Here is a 16,787-nt window from a genome sequence, read left to right on the forward strand (position 1 = left end):
CAATGTAATGAGGGATCTCCTGAATGTGGCACTGTGCCTGCATTCGGAGATCCTTCACTGCGTTCAGGATGACGATATTCTTGGAATAGAAAACGCCACGTCATCCCGAATGCAATGAGGGATCTCCTGAATGTGGCACTGTGCCTCGACTTGGAGATCCGTCACTGCGTTCAGGATGACGATATTCTTGAAATATAAAACGCCACGTCATCCCGAATGTAATGAGGGATCTCCTGAATGTGGCACTGTGCCTCGACTTGGAGATCCTTTACTGCGTTCAGGATGACGATATTCTTGGAGTAGAAAACATCACGTCATCCCGAATGTAATGAGGGACCACCTGAATGTGGCACTGTGCCTCGAATTGGAGATCCTTCACTGCGTTCAGGATGACGAAACGCCCTATGACGAAACTAAATGTAACTCCAGTTATCGCTGTTTAAATCAATCATCAAATCGTTTAAAAAACTCCACTTGTTCCTTCAGAACATAAGGATGTGCCTGCACATGGTCAAGAGTGTCACTAATCGATTTAATATATACCTGATCACTGTGTTGACTAAAAATCTCATAAGCGATTTCAGCGCCATGATATGGTACATCGTGGTCTCCTTTTGTTCCTATCATCAAAAATGGAGCATTAGGAACAAAATCGTAGTGATTGAAATTGGCCTTCAGAACATCAATATGTTCATCCGTTTGATTAATAATTCCACTAAAGAAAGTGGGTTGCAGTATGAGCTGTGGATTCAAAGGTAGAGCCTGAAGAATTTCCGGTACCGTATGATTACCATCAAATAAGACAGGTATTAAGGTATTATAAGGTGGCGCAAAAATTTCATTAAAATCCGTCCAATAATGGCTGTATGTTTGTAACGTATAAAAGAAATAAGCCAGATAGGCTGTTGCGCGAGGTCCAGGATCGAGCATGATAAAACGCATGGTTTCATCCCAATCATATGGAGCCGAGCCTGATGCTACCGCAGTCACAGGGAGACTTGGATATTGGTTTACTAATAATTCAAACATGACATTGGTTGAAAAACCTCCTTCAGAATAGCCGGCAAGATACAATTTATCACTTACCGGATAATTTAAGACCTGAGCCAGCTCCTTTGCAGCAATCAACATATTCACACTGCTGCTGGCAAGGGTTTCACCCTGAACATAAGGATGAATGGGTAATTCATTATCGCCAAGACCAAGGTAATCGGGCATGGCAATCATATATCCTGCGCTGTTTCCAAATGCAGCCAGATACATATAATTTTTTTCATTATTACGAGAAGGAACATCATTTCGTTCAAAACGTGTACCGTGTTGATAACTGACAATCGCAACCTTTTTTGATGGCGATACTGGCATGGCAACCAAGCCGGAGGCAATAGTCAGATTTCCATCAGGATCAGGTGTTTTATAATTAATTTTATACAGTTGCAGATTATGGTGGACTTCCAAAGTATCTAAGGGAGGCATTTTATTTAATGCGATTCGTGCGGTATCCTTGGAAAATTCTCCCATATACACATAATGTACCAGTGTTTCATTTGACGAAGCAGCATAACTATTCCAACTGAAAATAATAGAACACAATACAAAAAATATACCCTTTAATAAGTTGTGTGTCTTCATAACCTTCCCTGTTTTAAAAAAAAATGAATAGTACACTTTTATCTTAAAGAATCAAATAGTTGGGAAGTTGCGGAGTAACGTCTCAATAACTTCAAGGTACGTCATCCCGATGGCAATGCGGAAGCTCCTGGAAGGGTGTGTTGACAATTCATCAATTTATTCCCAACATCCCGCGACTTGTTCGCGGGATCCAGGAATGCAGTATCATTAACGATCATTATGTGTTCATCAAGTTCGAAATGGATCCCGCGAACAAGTCGCGGGACGTCGAAATCGGAATTGTCAACACACCTTAACTAAAAACGATAGAAACATGATTATTTAATGTTCCTGGTCTTATTCCGCAATCGAATTCCATTATCCTCGATTTGGATTACACCCTCTTTATACAGTTGACCAATCGCACTTTTAAAACTTTTTTTGCTGTCACCGAATGCACGCATTATATCTTGAGAGGAACTTTTATCATGCAAAGGTAAAAATCCACCATTTTGTTGCAATTGAGCCTGGATTCTCGCCGCCAGTTCACGAATGTTGTCATGACCCAATTTTCTTAAAACAACATCAACTTTTCCATCTTCTCGCACCATTTTGATATAACCAGGTATCCTTCTGCCGTAATTTAATGTCTGGAATATATCTCCAGAATGGATCAGTCCCCAATGACTGTCATTGATAATGACTTTATTTCCCAGATCAGTAGTCTCAGCAATGAGCAGACTCACTTCATCACCACGTTTAAAATTTACAGGCGTTTTATCCAGACAATGATCCAGTTTGGAGCTGGCAATGATGCGGCCTTTATTATCCAGTTTAAGAGAAACAATATAGGATTTACCTTGCTCCATAGGCTTTTGCTGTTCTGGTACGGGTACCAATAAATCCTTATCCAACCCCCAATCAAGAAAAGCACCTACACGATTGACATCAATTACCTTTAAGAAGGCGCAGTTACCTAATCTGGCGCGCGGCCGCTGAGTAGTAGCAATAATCTTGTCATCGGAATCAAAATATATAAACACATCCAATAAATCATTGACCTTGGTGCCTTCAGGTACAAACTTGTTCGGCAATAAAATATCCCCCCAATCTTCACCATCAAGATAAAGACCAAACGATACTTCTTTAATAACCTTTAATTTATTAAACTGCCCAACTTTAATCATATTTGACTCACTTTTAAAATAAGCGCCAAGCTTATCATACCAAGCCTTACTTGAGTCAAAAAAGCTGCAAATATGCTGCTTTTTATCCTTAATCCAGGGCAAAGGAGTCGCTTACGCGACACATTTACCCCCCCCCTCACCCTTAATCCCTCTCCCCCACGCTACGCGCGGTGGAGAGGGGGATCTTTGATGTTTGATATAATTAGAAGCGATTAGTTACTTTATATTAAATTAGTTACTTATTATTAAAATAGATATGTTCCACATCCTTTTATAGCCGTGGCTTGGTTTTCTGCATAGGTAATTAACATTTGTTGACAATTCTGGCCACAACGTTCTAAAACTTATTCCTAAACAATCATCATTTTTTATACTTCATCCGCCAAAAGACTGCATAACAATGAACTCTTATTGAATAGTCAAATAACAATTCTGATCCTCTTTTAAATAATGAAGTACACCTTGTTCTTACTACCGTTCTGTAACAAGTTCCGTAGTAATTAATATTTTAGAAGTTAACGTGCGATGAACGGGACACCTATTAGCTAACTCCAATAATTTTTGCCGTTGATCTTCAGTTAAATCCCCTTCTAACTGGATCTGGCGCGTTATATGATCAATTTTTGTATTTTTATTCTCACACTCCGCACAGTCTTCGGCATATATTTTCTCATGCTGTAAAGTCACAATAACTTTTTTTAATGGAATCTGTTTTAAATCAGCGTACATTCTCAAAGTCATGGAAGTGCAGGCCCCCAATCCAGCAAGTAAAAAATCATATGGGGATGGCCCCAAATCATTGCCTCCATTTGCAAGGGGTTCATCCGCTTTTAATGTATGAGCACCGATCCTGATTTCTTGAGCATACTTTCCTTTTCCAGATTCAGACACTATAGTTTCCATGATGTAGCTTCCTTTGTTTATTCATTCAAGTTCAAAAATCTGCATCAGATTCGCAAAATCGTTGACTTAATTACACGGTTAGTCCCATCATTTACTCTGAGTCGAAAAACCCTGCATATTATAATGAATCAGGTTTTTCTTGTTTTTTATTGTTTGAAAACAAACTCGCCAGTTTACTGGTAAGTACATAAAAAATGGGGGTAAAAATCAAGCCAAAAAGGGTAACACCGATCATGCCGCTAAATACCGCCACGCCAAGAGCCTGACGCATTTCAGCCCCTGCTCCCTGTGCTATGACCAAAGGGAATACGCCAAGAATAAATGCAACAGAAGTCATTAAAATAGGCCGTAATCTGAGTTTAGCCGCTTGAATGGCCGCCTTCCAACGATTGACTCCTTTATTTTCAAGTGTACGGGCAAACTCAACAATCAAAATCGCATTTTTGGAAGCTAAACCAATTAATATAATAAAACCCAACTGGGTCATAATATTATTTTCCATGCCCAGAATTTTTATCCCTATCATCGAAGAAAACAAACACATGGGAACAATCAGGATCACCGCCAAAGGCAAGGTCAGGCTTTCATATTGAGCCGCCAAAACCAGATACACAAAAACTACTCCTAACAGAAAGGCAATAAGGGCGGTATTGCCCGCTGTCTTTTGTTGGTATGCAATTTCAGTCCACTCATAACTAATACCTTCGGGTAGATACTGATTGGCCAATTGTTCCATCGTATCCAGAGCGTCACCCGTACTGTAACCTGGTGTTATGTCTCCTAATAAATCAATCGCTGGATACAGATTATATCGAGGTATTCGTGATGGACCCACTATATTTTTTATTAATGCTAAGGAGCCAATTGGCACCATATCATTCTTATTATTACGAACTTTTATCTGATAGATATCCTCTACTCTTTTACGATATTCATCTTCAGCCTGAACAATCACTCGATAAGTGCGTCCCAGATAATTGAATTCATTGACAAATACTGATCCGAGATACACTTCAAGTGCTTCAATCACTCGAGCAATAGGCACACCAAGCTGTTCGGCTTTCTCTTTATCAAAATCCAGATAGACTTTGGGCGTACTGTTTTCAAACAATGTAAATACAGAAGTGGTTGCTTTTGCCTGATTCGCTTTCTCAGCCAAGGTCATTACTGCATCATACAGTACTTGTGTTCCACGCCCCCCTCTATCCTGGATCATCATTTTAAATCCACCTGCATTACCAATACCACGAACTGGAGGAGGCGGTATTACAACGATAAAAGCGTCTTTAATCGAACCCAGTTCTTTCCTTAGTTGAGCTAATATCTGATTGGAACTCAATCCCAGTTTTCTTCGTTCGTCAAATGGCTTTAATACAGAAAAAATCGCGGCGGAATTGGATGAATTTATAAAAGTAGCCCCTGAAAATCCGGTAAAAGCAACGGCATTTTTAATACCTGGAATCGCGAGTATTTTATTTATCGCGTCTTTAACTACCGCATCAGTACGACTGATGGAAGCTCCAGGTGGTAATTGGATGGAAACGATAAAGTAACCCTGATCCTGCTTGGGAATAAATCCTCTTGGTACAGAGCCAAATAACAACACCGTTACTGAAATGAACAGAATATAGATAAATAACATTTGGCTGGTATGATGAATTAATTTAGCAATAAATCGTCCATAGAATCGGGAAATAGAATCAATGAGACGATTAAATCCATCAAGACATAAACGTAGAGGATGTTTCCAAAAAACCGGTTCTGGTTTCTCTTTATTATGCTGATGCGGCTTAAGCAACAAAGCGGCCAAAGTGGGGCTTAAGGTTAAAGAGACAAAAACGGAAATAATCGTTGCTACAGAAATCGTTGATCCAAATTGTTGATAAAATCTTCCGGAAAGCCCTTGTAAAAATAAAGTGGGTAAAAATACAGAAACCAGAACCAGACCAATTGCTACTAGCGCCGAACCAACTTCTGACATGGTTTTATGTGCCGCGTCGCGTGGGCTCATTCCCGAACTGATGTTGCGCTCCATGTTTTCAATAACGACTATGGCATCATCTACAACAATTCCAATAGCCAGAACCAAACCAAACAAAGTTAAATAATTTAACGAAAAACCTATGGCATCCATAACCGCAAAGGTTCCAATCAGAGATATTGGAATCGCAATTATTGGAATAATCGCGGCACGCCAGGATTGTAAAAACAGCAAAATAACAAAAACTACAAATAAGATAGCCTCATAAATGGTGTGTTTTACAGCAGTGATGGATTCAGCAACAAAATTTGTCGGATTATAAACAATGTCATAGACTATTCCTTCCGGAAAAGATTTTGACAACTCGTTCATGGTAGTTAATATCTCATTTGCGGCCTCAATCGCATTGGTTCCTGGACGCTGGAATACCGGCAATGCAATTGCCGGATTTTTCCCTAAATATCCTTTTGTGGCATACTCCTGAGTCCCTAACTCTACCCTGCCAATATCTTTTAAGCGGACAAGTCGACCATTTATTCCGGACTTAATGATAATTTGAGCGAATTGTTCTGGTTTTATCAAACGTCCTTGTGTTTCTATATTGTATTCAATACCCAATTGAGATTTTTGCGGCTCTCTATTAAGGGTACCGCTGGCAATCTGAACGTTCTGCGACGTTAAGGCCTTAACGACATCATTGGCAGTAATATCATAAGAGTTCATCAAATCCGGATTAAGCCAAATCCGCATCGCATATTCACTGGCACCCACTAAACGGATATCCCCCACTCCGTCGATGCGTTTAATTTTATCCCTGATTTGCAGTACAGCATAATTACCCAAATACGTTTGATCGTACTTTTTATTCAAGGAGTACATATTGATAACCAACAATAAATCAGGAGAGTTTTTTACAGTTTTTATACCAATACGTCGTACCGCTTCTGGTAATCGTGGTTCCGCTATCGCTACCCTATTTTGAACAAGTACCTGAGCCATATCCAAATCCGTACCCATTTTAAAGGTAATCGTCAAGCGCATTTGACCGTCATCACTTGATTGTGAATCCATATACAGCATGTTTTCCACGCCATTAATTTCCTGCTCTATTGGAGTAGCTACAGTTTCGGCAACAATTTTTGCGTTAGCCCCTGGATAAGACGCTGTAACCTGAATCGTTGGGGGAACAACTTGAGGGTATTGTTCTATAGGCAAATTAAAATAGGCCAAAGTGCCGACAATCACGATGATAATTGAGAGCACAGAAGCAAATATGGGTCTTTCTATAAAAAAATGGGGCATTTTCATTAATAAAGTCCCGTTGTATATTATTTTTTTACTCAGACAATTGAATCAAATTCGGTTTCACTTCCTGTTCAGGTACTCGAATTCGTTGGATGCCGCTGATAACGACATGTTCATCTCCCTTAAGACCGGATTTAATGACATAAAAGCCACTATCACGTAATGAACCTAATTCAACATATACACGCTGAACTTTATTATGCTTATCAACTACGTAGACATAATTCTTTGTTTGATCGCTATTGATTGCTTTATCAGGCAGAAGAATGGCCTCGTACTCTCCACTGCCCATTAATCGGGCCCTGCCAAAAAAACCGGGATATATAATATTATCGGGATTTGGAATAATGGCACGTCCAAGAATAGTTCCAGTACCTTCATCAACCACGTTATCAATAAAATCCATTTTGCCTTTGTGAACAAACTGGGTTTCATCCTGTAACTTAATAACAATTGTCTCGGAATGCGAATTTGCTCTAGGTAGCATCCCGGACTTACCCAGCCTGATGTATTTAAGTAAATCATTTTGACTGGCTTCAAAATAAAAATGAATGGGATCCAGGGATACAATTTTGGTTAAAATGGTATCATCCATTCTCACCAGATTACCAACACTCACATAGTAACGGCTAATTTTTCCACCAATTGGTGCAGTAATATGAGTAAATTCAAGATTTAATTTGGCTTCATTAACCCGGGTAGTAGCTACTTGCATCTCTTTATATCGCTGATCAATAGCCTCAGCAGAAATAAAACTGGATGCCTTGAGTTTTAAGGCCCGCTCATATTGCTTTTTGGCCAAATCCTCCTCTGAAATAGCGACTTCCAATGCATATTGAAATGGTCTGGGATCAATTTCAAATAAGACATCCCCTTTTTTTACGATTTGACCGTCCTTGAAATTGATTAAATTTAAATAGCCTGTAACTCGAGATCGAATATCGACCTCTTCAATTGCCTGAAAACGGCCAGTATATTCATCCCACTCAACAATTTTTTTACTTAAAGGCAAAGCCACATCAACTTCTACAGGTGCCGATGGAGGCTTGGAAGTTGAGTTATTACAAGAAACTGCCAATAGACTTATCATGACCAGCAGTACAATTCGCAATCTGCTCATTCAAATCCCTCTGAATTTTTTAATTATATTAATCGTAACCAATATAAATTAAGATTAGCTCAGATTTCATAACTTGGTATGATTTGTAGCGAGTTCCAATCATAAACAATCCCCTTATACAAAAAGACTTTCTGCATAACCTAGGTCAAAAACACAGAATCGTTCAAAAATAGCAACTATTGATCATTTTTTGTATTTTTATGTTAAAATAGTTCAGATTTTGTATCAATTGGATTATTGTTATGTTTTTTAACCGATTCAGTATCTTGTTTATCGCCTGTTTTTTCATGTTCTTTCAACAATCAACACACAGTCATGGACTTATAGAAAAACCCGGTTCACGTGAATATTTTTGCGGTAAAATAACTCAACCTCATCATATTGAACCAGGTAATACGATTCCTTTTAAAGAATGCCGACCCATTTTGACAAAAGAGGATGGCAGTTACAATCAGGATGTGTATCAGTTTACGGAGATCCATAACTTCGTTCAGGATGACGCAATAAAACAACCGTCATCCCGAGTGAAACGAGGGATCTCCTGAATGTGGCATGAAAAAGAATACAGTGCCAATTTAAGGGGGAACCTTCATTGAATTCAGGATGAGGCGTTGAAGAGTTATTGAGAAATTACGGTTTTAACATATACTATCTACTTTGAACTTATAGGGAAATTCACTATGTTAAGAATTAAGGTAATCATAGGCAGTTTAAGAAAAGAATCACTTAATAAAAAGCTCATACTCGCTTTAGACAAATTAAACCACCCTAATCTCGAATTCAAAATTCTGGATTTGCACCAAATCCCTTTGTATAACCAGGATATTGAATTAAACCCACCTGCATCAGTCACTAATCTGAAAAATGAAATTGCCAATGCTGATGGCATAATAATCGCTACTCCTGAATACAATCGCTCAATACCCGGTGTTTTAAAAAATATTATTGATTGGGGTTCACGGCCTTATGGCAAAAATTCATGGGCCAATAAAGCCGTTGCCATAATAGGAACAAGCCCTGGAAATGTAGGAACGGCAGTGGCTCAATCGCATTTGCGCAGCATTCTGGTTGGAATCGATATGATCGTCATGGGTCAGCCTGAAGTATACATCACCTTTAAAGATGACTTGATCGATGAACACTACACTATTACTAATGAAGGGACTAAAAACTATTTACAGAAATTCCTTGATACGTTCAGCAATTGGGTAGCGTTTCATCACACAAAATCCTGACCAAAATGCAGGACTGTACTATCACTACAGTCCTTTTCTCAGCCGAATAAGTGAATCGTTATACTAAATACAGTACCGAGTTACATCCCATCAAAAAATCGTCCAACATAGGTTGCTGTTGGTGAAGTACCATAGGCCATTAATGTTTCAGCTTGTTCATAGGTAATTACCGATGCTAATGGAGCCTGTTGTATAATGGCGTGAACCTGGCCTAGATGAACCATACTGTTTACATTATAAGTATTTTCGTAATTTGGCGAACTTGTAGGTGTGACATAAAAATTATTATTCGCACCTAAAGTAAGGTAATTGGTAATTTTATAACTTCCAGTTGTTAAATTATATAAACTGCTCCAGTAGGTTGGTGACGTATTGATTCCAACCGGAACAAAAGCTCCAGAATATAAAGCAGCATTAGCTACATAAGTAGCCTGAACATCCGTATTAGCCTGCGGGGAAGCCGCCAACAAAGCTCTTATGCGTACATATCGTGAGGGAGGCATTGAGTCACCAGGTAAACCCAGATAACCACTACCATTCATAAACTCACCATTGACCTCGTAATATTGATTATGCGTTACGAAAATTGATGACACTAAATCGTAGTTTTGCTGTTGCCATGTAATCTCAGGACTATTTCCCATTACCTGCAGATTACCCGTCGTTGTTACCTTCATCACACCACCAAGAAATTCGATAACCGCTGATGCCCCGGTTTTATCTTCGATATGAAAATGTAATGGAAATACTTTACGTGCCGCTGCTCCTACGCGAATAGTCCCCATACTAATTTGTACATTACTCAGATTAGTTAATGCTTCAGCAACACTTCCTGAAGTTCCTAAAACATAATTGATAATATCAAACACACTCAGTGTTGGCATATTGTTGATCTGATGTCGTGGATAGACAGTAATATTAGGTAAATATAGTGCGGCTACATAAACTCCAGCAGTATTCAGTCCATCCATCAATTGTGTGTCTGAAGCAGGTTTACCTATGAATTGATAAGTATTTATCCATGTAGCTGCTTTATTATAAGCATCTAAATCGACATCGATACTACTGATATTCACATCACCTACCTCACCATAACGAATAGGAAGAGGAAGATCGTCTTCAAAATCCAGAGTACGAAAGCCAATCACATTGGTGATCACATTATTGGTATAAACGGGAACGAATGCCGAACTGCATGCACTGGCCTGTTGCATTATTAATCCGGCACAAATGCCCCCAATTAGTGTCTTTATCAATTTCATGTACACAGTCCTTGTTATTTACTCATGCAGCTCTTACGCAGCGAACAAAAAGATCAAGAAATTTAAGATCAAGATTATGAATACTGCTGCTTCCAGGGTCAAAATAAAGAGCCCAGGCTGTTCCAGCCGGATTAACAGAAAACTCGGTAGAACTCCAGTAATACCCTGATAAACATTGAAGCCCTGAGCATTGACTGCTAATTAACTGACTCAAATTATCAACCATGTTAGGTGTTCCAGGGATGCAATTAGCCCAAGGCTCATTTATTGCTGGTCCCATTTCACAAATGGCGGGTAAATACCAGTTCGAATAGCAGGTACTGCCTTCAGCACAGGGGCTATTTCCAGAAGAGTCAATCTGATAATTGGCGCAGAGTGAAGCTGCAAATGAATTAATTGGCAATTGTTCTGGTGGTCCTTTCAATACAGTTACGATAGCTGCAGTATTACAAGCACCATCATAGGAACCGGAGCAAGGTGAACTGCTGTCATCAAAAACTCCGACCGTTACTGCACCAGAGCCATTATCCCATACAAGCCCCCCATGTACGCTGGCTGTATTATTCTGTTTTGCAGCCACTTTAATACCCACACTTTGCGATATCGGTGTCGTATCATCCAGAGCAAAAACAAAACCTTGTTGATAAAAGTTGTTATAAGTAAGAACAATAATATGTGCAGTAATGGCAGCTCCGCTATCGCCTTGCACAGTCAATACAGAAGGGGTCGGTTCTGTCAGTGCTGCACTGGCTGGTGTACTTGGAGTATTACCCGGAGTAATAGTCAATACGCAACTTCCTCCGGCTGGAATGGTACCGCAAGTTGCAGGTGAAATACGGGTGTTTGCTGGTAACTGAGGGGAAACGGAATAAGTCACGTTGGCTATTGCAAAAGATGCGTGGTTCGTAATAATTAACTGTCGAGCCTTTGATGCAGTAGATAATAATCCTTGTTTCGCCAGTATCAAGGTTGAAGAAGATAAACTAAGCGATCCAACGGCTACCTGCAATTTTTCGTTAGGTGAAGGCAATGAGCACGATGAATGACTGGAACCGATACAAACAGTCGGTCCCAGATCATGCACCCCGGGAGGTAATTGACTGGCATTAATCTTCAAATTGAGTGAACAGGAAGATCCAGGCACCAAGGTAAAGGGACTCTGGCATGGATTATTACTGCCCCCAGTATCCTGAGTCATTCCTGCAACGGGTTGTACGGTCAATGTTTTAGTAGTGGATAATTTGTTAGTAACAACATACGTCACTTTGGCTGTGCCGTTTATAGGTAATCGAACAAAGTTACTCCCGGGCACCGATGGAACAATGGTAAATTTAGGCAACGAAGCCAAAGCCGTGTGTGTATTAAACAATGAAATGAGGCTCAAGCACCACATCCAGATCCAGTTATTCTTGTTCATTACACCATCCTTATGCCATGTAAGTAAGATTGATCATCAAAGAATGAGTATAAAGATTGGAAAGGGATAAACCTCCATTCATTGTTTGCTCAGACGTTGGCCCAAGTGTACTTTGCCCCCAATCTGCAAATTCATAGCCGACTCCAGCAGACCAATGCTCACTCCATTGTTTTTGTATCCCTGCCCCCAAAATATACGACAAACTTGATTTTCTTTGCTCTATGAAACCAGGGGTAAGGGCGTTTTCAGGAATTTTGGGAGTACTGATGTATGCATAGGAGCGATTAACGGCAATCCCTGCACTGCCACTGATATAAGGTTGAACACTCCAGGAATCAAGCTGAGCTAACAACTTGCCCTTTATTCCGATATAACCCGTGTTTACTTTATAGCTGTAAAAGTAATCATTAAAATTCGCGTCTGCGTTTTCCCAGATGTCGCCATTTAATTTTGCATTGCCTGAGGCTCCCAATGCAAAACCAAACTGCCCAATAACCCATGCATTAAAGGGACGCTGTAGACCAATGAACAGGGAGCCAGTTGTCAAAGAATTCGTATTTTTATTGGCAGCATAAGTATTTTCAATTTCAGGCTCCAAAACCAAGGTTTGAGTTGAGCCGGCTTTTGCCCATGATGGCCCTGCACTCAAGGAAATCACCAGTGTTTCTGAAAGACTTGACGCAGTTTTTAATGTATTTCCCTGACTTCCCGCCATGGTAACCTGTGCATATAATCCAGATAATACCCCCACCAACACTCGATACTTAAATCCCTTTGACACCCGTATTTCCTTACCTTTTCATGTAAAAAAATTGTTATAATTAAAGAAATACTTATTAAAGTCAATAAGTAATAATTCAAACCTCCTGAATTGTAAAATTTGAACTGATACTTGTTTTTCATTTGAAGTTCTATTAAGTGGGAGTGACTGGAGTGCTAGAACCAGCAGGAAATGCTTTTTTAATAACGATCAATGCTTCTTCAATCGAATTTGCATTGCGTATTGCCTCAAACATAGCCAATCTGTTATTGATGCAGTCAAGTGCATTTTCTGGATACAGCTCCTTAAGTTCTCTGTTTTTATTTATTCCTAGCGTTGCGATATGTTGAATTTCTTTAAACTCTTCCTTTTTATCGAGCGCAGATAAAATCGCAAATAAATTAGGATAATATTGAACTTTAAATGGCATTGTAGGCTCAACAAAGTATCTACTCTTTATGATTAAAGCCAACTCGCTATAACAATCCACACCGCTGCTATCAGTACGTACCGAAACTGTATTAAGATCCTGAGAAAGCTGATTTGTACCCGGTGGTTCTACAGATTCTGATGATTCGCTCTTCTGTTTGAACGATTCAAGCAGAGGCTCATTTTTAAATATTTGCATCAATTTTTTATCTACGGGTTTTCCATCCAAAACCTCCAATAAGGCGACAACTGCATCCAGTTTCTCCATACGGGAATATTCCACATTAAAAATGGTGGTATACTCGGGTTCTGTTGCTTTTTTATTGATATATGAATTCACTGCATCAATTACTATCTGAAGCTCATAATCCCTAAAAATATAGTGATCGTCCTCATCAAGTTCCTCCTTGAAATAATCACTCATGATACGTTCTGCAGTGTCAAACAGTTTCTCCTCTGAGTGTTCCAATTCGTGTTGATTATGGAGTATGTACTGATCCAGAATTTTTTGATAATTTGTGTCGTTTACTTCTTTCAAAGTCAGAACTCTCAGCAAATTGATGCATAAATCCTTTATCAATGGAGAACAATCCGTGGTGTTATATTGTTCCAAATAACGAATAACACCTCTGAATTTGAGCCGCCAGTTATCCGAATTATTTTCAATCAGACTTCGTGACATAGTCAGGATCTCTGCCCTGCTTTTATCAATAGAAGCGCACATCAGGGCAAAAGCCATTCGAAAATTCAGGGACACGAGTTGCGTTTTCTCATCTGAGGATTCTTTTGGATAAGGCCCAATCTCATTAACATTCTTTATTATCTGCAAACATCGTGAGTCAGGAAGTGCTCCATACTCCAATAATGCCTTTGTCATCTCAAGTTGGCCTGTGACTATGGCCGTATGTAAAGGGAATGTTCCGCAATTCGGGGATGCTCCAGCATTGAGCAGTATCCTGATCAAATGAATATCGCCAGTTTCTATAGCAAGGTCCAATGGAAACTCAGGTGAACCTGAGGAAGAATACCCCGACGAACGATCTGGATTAGCATTGAACTGCAAAAGGGCATTAATTATCAGCACGTTTCTGTTTTTTAAAGCCACGTTCAAAGGCGAACTGTCGTTTTGTTCAAGAACTCGATTAGGATCTGAACCAGAGTTTAACAAAAGTGTTACCAGGTCTGCCTGTTGAATCTCAACTGCATATTGAAGAGGGGTAAGTTTCCTCCCGTTAATGTCAACCAGCTCCATATCTTCTGGGCGAACTCCTTCACCTGATAATCGTTCGATAGTCAACAAGTCATTTTTTAGCAATGCGTTAAGAAACTGTTCATCAGTTGCAGATCTAATATTCTGTGGTTGTGTGGATTGCTCGCGCTTACTATTTGACATAAGCAATGCATAGTAAATAAATAATAGTCAAATTATAGCAGATATAAAATAGAAACAATTCCGGTGTATGTCGAACCAGGCCAACCTACCGAAAAAGGAATTGCCACCTAATCTTGCTTAAATCAACTGAGCCTCAACCGTCAGGAAGCGGAACATTTTCCCCTGTTTCAATCAATTAAATGCGAACTCCTTGAACAGGAGTGTGACTAAAATAAATTAGACCAGATTCTCTCTTTCCTGCTCAATCCAGGCTAAGAATGCCTCGCGATCTGATTTGCATAGACTTGAAAACTTATTTTTCACTGACTCAATAGGTTGTAATTTTTTTCGCAAGGGTTGCGGCATGGCTTCTTTCAGCTTCATTTTCCCTTGAATTACATTCTCATAGGCTTCTGGATTATTTACTCTTAACTTCAATAGCTGTCCATCAGTTGATTTGGAGCGAGATGGTAAATACGTTATTGTATTTTCATGAGCAAGTTCCATGCTGATGTTGTCCTGCTCCGTCAGATCACGATGCAAATCTCTAATTGGAATTTTTTTTTCTTTTGCAAACATTCTGACGCTGGTATCAACCTCACCAAGTACATCACCCCAATGAGCAGCGTGTTGATTGCCTTTATTCATGGCGGCTCTTAACAACCACAACAGTTCATTATTAGTAATACCAAGGCCATCTGGCGATTGACCAAGAACATACTCACCAAAATTTTTATAGGAATCTGTTCTTTTTTTCCAGATTTCATGTTCAATAATTTGTGAAATTACATGAGGCAACTCTTGAAATATCAGTCTATTTGACTCGCTGATGTAGTGATTTGCCATTGCGTGTAACTCATCCTCAGTCAATCTTGGCTTATCTTCAGTCGCCCTCTCTTCTAAATGTTCTGTGAACTGCATTCGTACCTCACTTTATCGATTTTATAAGTTTCAGAAATCACTCTACCAGAACTTCAGGCTCAGTATCTGAGTGATAACCACTGTTATCTCTTGCCACTGTCTTTTGATTGGCATTCAATTGTTACACCACTTTTGGCGTATCCATAAAAAATTGAGCCTGAACACGAAATGTCCAGGGACTGATCTGCTCTGGTTTTTCTACATGATAAAATGCCTGAGCGGAAAGATTAACATGAGTATCTTTATTTACCCTGAAGACCTTTCCAAAACCACCACCTACTGGAATTATCCATTGATGATCCTTATGCTGCCAATCAGCAGTAATGATAGGTGAAGAAGTTAAATAGAGTCCAGAGGAGAAATTATAATTAACAATAGGTTGAATAATAAATTGATTTGTTCTTTGATTAAATTCGTCTTTATTAGTCCACAATTGTGTAAGCAACAAAACATTGACTACTCGCGCCCCTATTTTAACCAGCGCTAAAGAAGGGCCAGCCCCCCACTCCCGGATCCCAAGACGTCGATTAGATGCAGTAGGAAATACAACCACCGGACCAACTCCCCACCGGAATTTACTCGGGTGTTTGGGTGAAAAATAGACTGTTGAGAGCACATTACTTGTTCCTTGAATCCGTTCCTGTCCAGAAACCAGCGGAGGCTGAAAAGCCACTGGAAAATAAGTACGAGTAATAATATTCCAATTGGAGCTCAGATAAAGAGGATGAATAAGAAGAGCATTCACTACAGCCAGGTTCTTGCGAAAAACACCAGTGGAAGGTGAATCAATTTCCTGTATGGATAAACTCTTTAACGGAGCCAGAAGATTCTGTACTTCCTTGTTTACAGCAATTTTTTTCGATCCCTTATGTTGCACACCGGGTTTCCGATCCTTCTTCAAGTTCATATCTTGCGCCACGCAAGGTACGTTAAAGATGCAACACAGGGCAAGAAGCAATACACCAACTCTCGCTCTTGAAGTTTTGCCAATTTTTAAATAGTGATGCAACACCATATATGTTCATTTTAAATTGTCGACATTCAAGGTTAACAAAAATTTTGGCTAGGCGCATCACTACTTTCTATCCGATATGATGTTGCTATACGATATGGTATTGGAACTCGTCTTTGCGAGGAGCGCAGCGACGAAGCAATCCAGTGACCTAGAGCTATGTATCTGAGTCATTCAATAGTCCAACAAAATGGAAAATACATGCCAACAAAACAACCTGCTATCTATATTATGGCGAATAAGCGTAATGGGACGATTTATACTGGCGTCAC

General features: G+C 39.6%; 13 protein-coding genes and 1 pseudogene. 3 read left to right on the top strand and 11 right to left on the bottom strand.

What is annotated here, in order from left to right; genetic code table 11:
* Positions 1 to 444: 444 nt before the first annotated feature.
* The 5 genes from Lqua_RS16630 to Lqua_RS16650 all read right to left on the bottom strand — a co-directional run bounded on the left by Lqua_RS16630 (position 445) and on the right by Lqua_RS16650 (position 8,107).
* Positions 445 to 1,632 carry an alpha/beta hydrolase family protein gene (locus Lqua_RS16630; RefSeq protein ID WP_058475404.1) on the bottom strand — a complete coding sequence of 396 codons (1,188 nt, stop codon included), beginning with the start codon at positions 1,630 to 1,632 and terminating at the stop codon, positions 445 to 447.
* A 317-nt stretch (positions 1,633 to 1,949) separates the two neighbouring features.
* On the bottom strand, positions 1,950 to 2,798 hold the full coding sequence (locus tag Lqua_RS16635; RefSeq protein WP_058475440.1) for a CvfB family protein: 849 nt from the start codon (positions 2,796 to 2,798) through the stop codon (positions 1,950 to 1,952).
* A gap of 471 nt (positions 2,799 to 3,269) precedes the next feature.
* Positions 3,270 to 3,701: an OsmC family protein gene (locus Lqua_RS16640; RefSeq protein WP_058475405.1), complete on the bottom strand. Its 432-nt coding sequence runs from the start codon at positions 3,699 to 3,701 to the stop codon at positions 3,270 to 3,272.
* A 118-nt stretch (positions 3,702 to 3,819) separates the two neighbouring features.
* On the bottom strand, positions 3,820 to 6,990 hold the full coding sequence (locus Lqua_RS16645; protein ID WP_058475406.1) for an efflux RND transporter permease subunit: 3,171 nt from the start codon (positions 6,988 to 6,990) through the stop codon (positions 3,820 to 3,822).
* Between the two features lie 28 nt (positions 6,991 to 7,018).
* Entirely contained in the window at positions 7,019 to 8,107 is a 1,089-nt protein-coding gene (locus Lqua_RS16650; RefSeq protein ID WP_058475407.1) for an efflux RND transporter periplasmic adaptor subunit, read from the bottom strand.
* A 242-nt stretch (positions 8,108 to 8,349) separates the two neighbouring features.
* Between Lqua_RS16650 and Lqua_RS16655 the strand changes: the two genes are divergently transcribed.
* Both Lqua_RS16655 and Lqua_RS16660 read left to right on the top strand, forming a co-directional pair.
* Positions 8,350 to 8,652: a hypothetical protein gene (locus Lqua_RS16655; protein WP_058475408.1), complete on the top strand. Its 303-nt coding sequence runs from the start codon at positions 8,350 to 8,352 to the stop codon at positions 8,650 to 8,652.
* Between the two features lie 135 nt (positions 8,653 to 8,787).
* Positions 8,788 to 9,342: an NADPH-dependent FMN reductase gene (locus Lqua_RS16660; RefSeq protein ID WP_058475409.1), complete on the top strand. Its 555-nt coding sequence runs from the start codon at positions 8,788 to 8,790 to the stop codon at positions 9,340 to 9,342.
* Between the two features lie 80 nt (positions 9,343 to 9,422).
* Here the strand turns inward: Lqua_RS16660 and Lqua_RS16665 are convergent, their stop codons facing one another.
* The 6 genes from Lqua_RS16665 to Lqua_RS16690 all read right to left on the bottom strand — a co-directional run bounded on the left by Lqua_RS16665 (position 9,423) and on the right by Lqua_RS16690 (position 16,518).
* Positions 9,423 to 10,604, bottom strand: coding sequence for a linear amide C-N hydrolase (locus tag Lqua_RS16665; RefSeq protein ID WP_058475410.1), 1,182 nt, complete (start codon positions 10,602 to 10,604; stop codon positions 9,423 to 9,425).
* Between the two features lie 22 nt (positions 10,605 to 10,626).
* Positions 10,627 to 12,021 (bottom strand): Lcl C-terminal domain-containing protein, encoded by a 1,395-nt coding sequence (locus Lqua_RS16670; protein ID WP_058475411.1) that lies wholly within the window; start codon positions 12,019 to 12,021, stop codon positions 10,627 to 10,629.
* A gap of 10 nt (positions 12,022 to 12,031) precedes the next feature.
* Entirely contained in the window at positions 12,032 to 12,802 is a 771-nt protein-coding gene (locus Lqua_RS16675) for an outer membrane protein (RefSeq protein WP_058475412.1), read from the bottom strand.
* Positions 12,803 to 12,935: 133 nt separating this feature from the next.
* On the bottom strand, positions 12,936 to 14,603 hold the full coding sequence (locus tag Lqua_RS16680) for an ankyrin repeat domain-containing protein (protein WP_058475413.1): 1,668 nt from the start codon (positions 14,601 to 14,603) through the stop codon (positions 12,936 to 12,938).
* 216 nt (positions 14,604 to 14,819) lie between these two features.
* Positions 14,820 to 15,503, bottom strand: a complete 684-nt coding sequence (locus Lqua_RS16685) for a hypothetical protein (RefSeq protein ID WP_058475414.1) — start codon at positions 15,501 to 15,503, stop codon at positions 14,820 to 14,822.
* A 121-nt stretch (positions 15,504 to 15,624) separates the two neighbouring features.
* The gene (locus Lqua_RS16690) at positions 15,625 to 16,518 is read right to left on the bottom strand and encodes a hypothetical protein (protein WP_058475415.1); all 894 of its coding nucleotides are present in this window, start codon (positions 16,516 to 16,518) and stop codon (positions 15,625 to 15,627) included.
* Positions 16,519 to 16,716: 198 nt separating this feature from the next.
* On the opposite strand from Lqua_RS16690, the pseudogene Lqua_RS19070 reads away from it, so the two are divergent.
* Positions 16,717 to 16,787: pseudogene (locus Lqua_RS19070) on the top strand (GIY-YIG nuclease family protein); the annotation flags it as partial.

Source organism: Legionella quateirensis (assembly GCF_001467955.1).
In the GTDB taxonomy this organism is placed as follows: Bacteria; Pseudomonadota; Gammaproteobacteria; order Legionellales; family Legionellaceae; genus Legionella; species Legionella quateirensis.

What these genes read in the sequence shown, in the direction of transcription:
- Lqua_RS16630 (WP_058475404.1), bottom strand. Translation starts at nt 1,632, where the DNA reads ATGAAGACACACAACTTATTAAAGGGTATATTTTTTGTATTGTGTTCT.
- Lqua_RS16635 (WP_058475440.1), bottom strand. Translation starts at nt 2,798, where the DNA reads ATGATTAAAGTTGGGCAGTTTAATAAATTAAAGGTTATTAAAGAAGTA.
- Lqua_RS16640 (WP_058475405.1), bottom strand. Translation starts at nt 3,701, where the DNA reads ATGGAAACTATAGTGTCTGAATCTGGAAAAGGAAAGTATGCTCAAGAA.
- Lqua_RS16645 (WP_058475406.1), bottom strand. Translation starts at nt 6,990, where the DNA reads ATGAAAATGCCCCATTTTTTTATAGAAAGACCCATATTTGCTTCTGTG.
- Lqua_RS16650 (WP_058475407.1), bottom strand. Translation starts at nt 8,107, where the DNA reads ATGAGCAGATTGCGAATTGTACTGCTGGTCATGATAAGTCTATTGGCA.
- Lqua_RS16655 (WP_058475408.1), top strand. Translation starts at nt 8,350, where the DNA reads ATGTTTTTTAACCGATTCAGTATCTTGTTTATCGCCTGTTTTTTCATG.
- Lqua_RS16660 (WP_058475409.1), top strand. Translation starts at nt 8,788, where the DNA reads ATGTTAAGAATTAAGGTAATCATAGGCAGTTTAAGAAAAGAATCACTT.
- Lqua_RS16665 (WP_058475410.1), bottom strand. Translation starts at nt 10,604, where the DNA reads ATGAAATTGATAAAGACACTAATTGGGGGCATTTGTGCCGGATTAATA.
- Lqua_RS16670 (WP_058475411.1), bottom strand. Translation starts at nt 12,021, where the DNA reads ATGAACAAGAATAACTGGATCTGGATGTGGTGCTTGAGCCTCATTTCA.
- Lqua_RS16680 (WP_058475413.1), bottom strand. Translation starts at nt 14,603, where the DNA reads ATGTCAAATAGTAAGCGCGAGCAATCCACACAACCACAGAATATTAGA.
- Lqua_RS16685 (WP_058475414.1), bottom strand. Translation starts at nt 15,503, where the DNA reads ATGCAGTTCACAGAACATTTAGAAGAGAGGGCGACTGAAGATAAGCCA.
- Lqua_RS16690 (WP_058475415.1), bottom strand. Translation starts at nt 16,518, where the DNA reads ATGGTGTTGCATCACTATTTAAAAATTGGCAAAACTTCAAGAGCGAGA.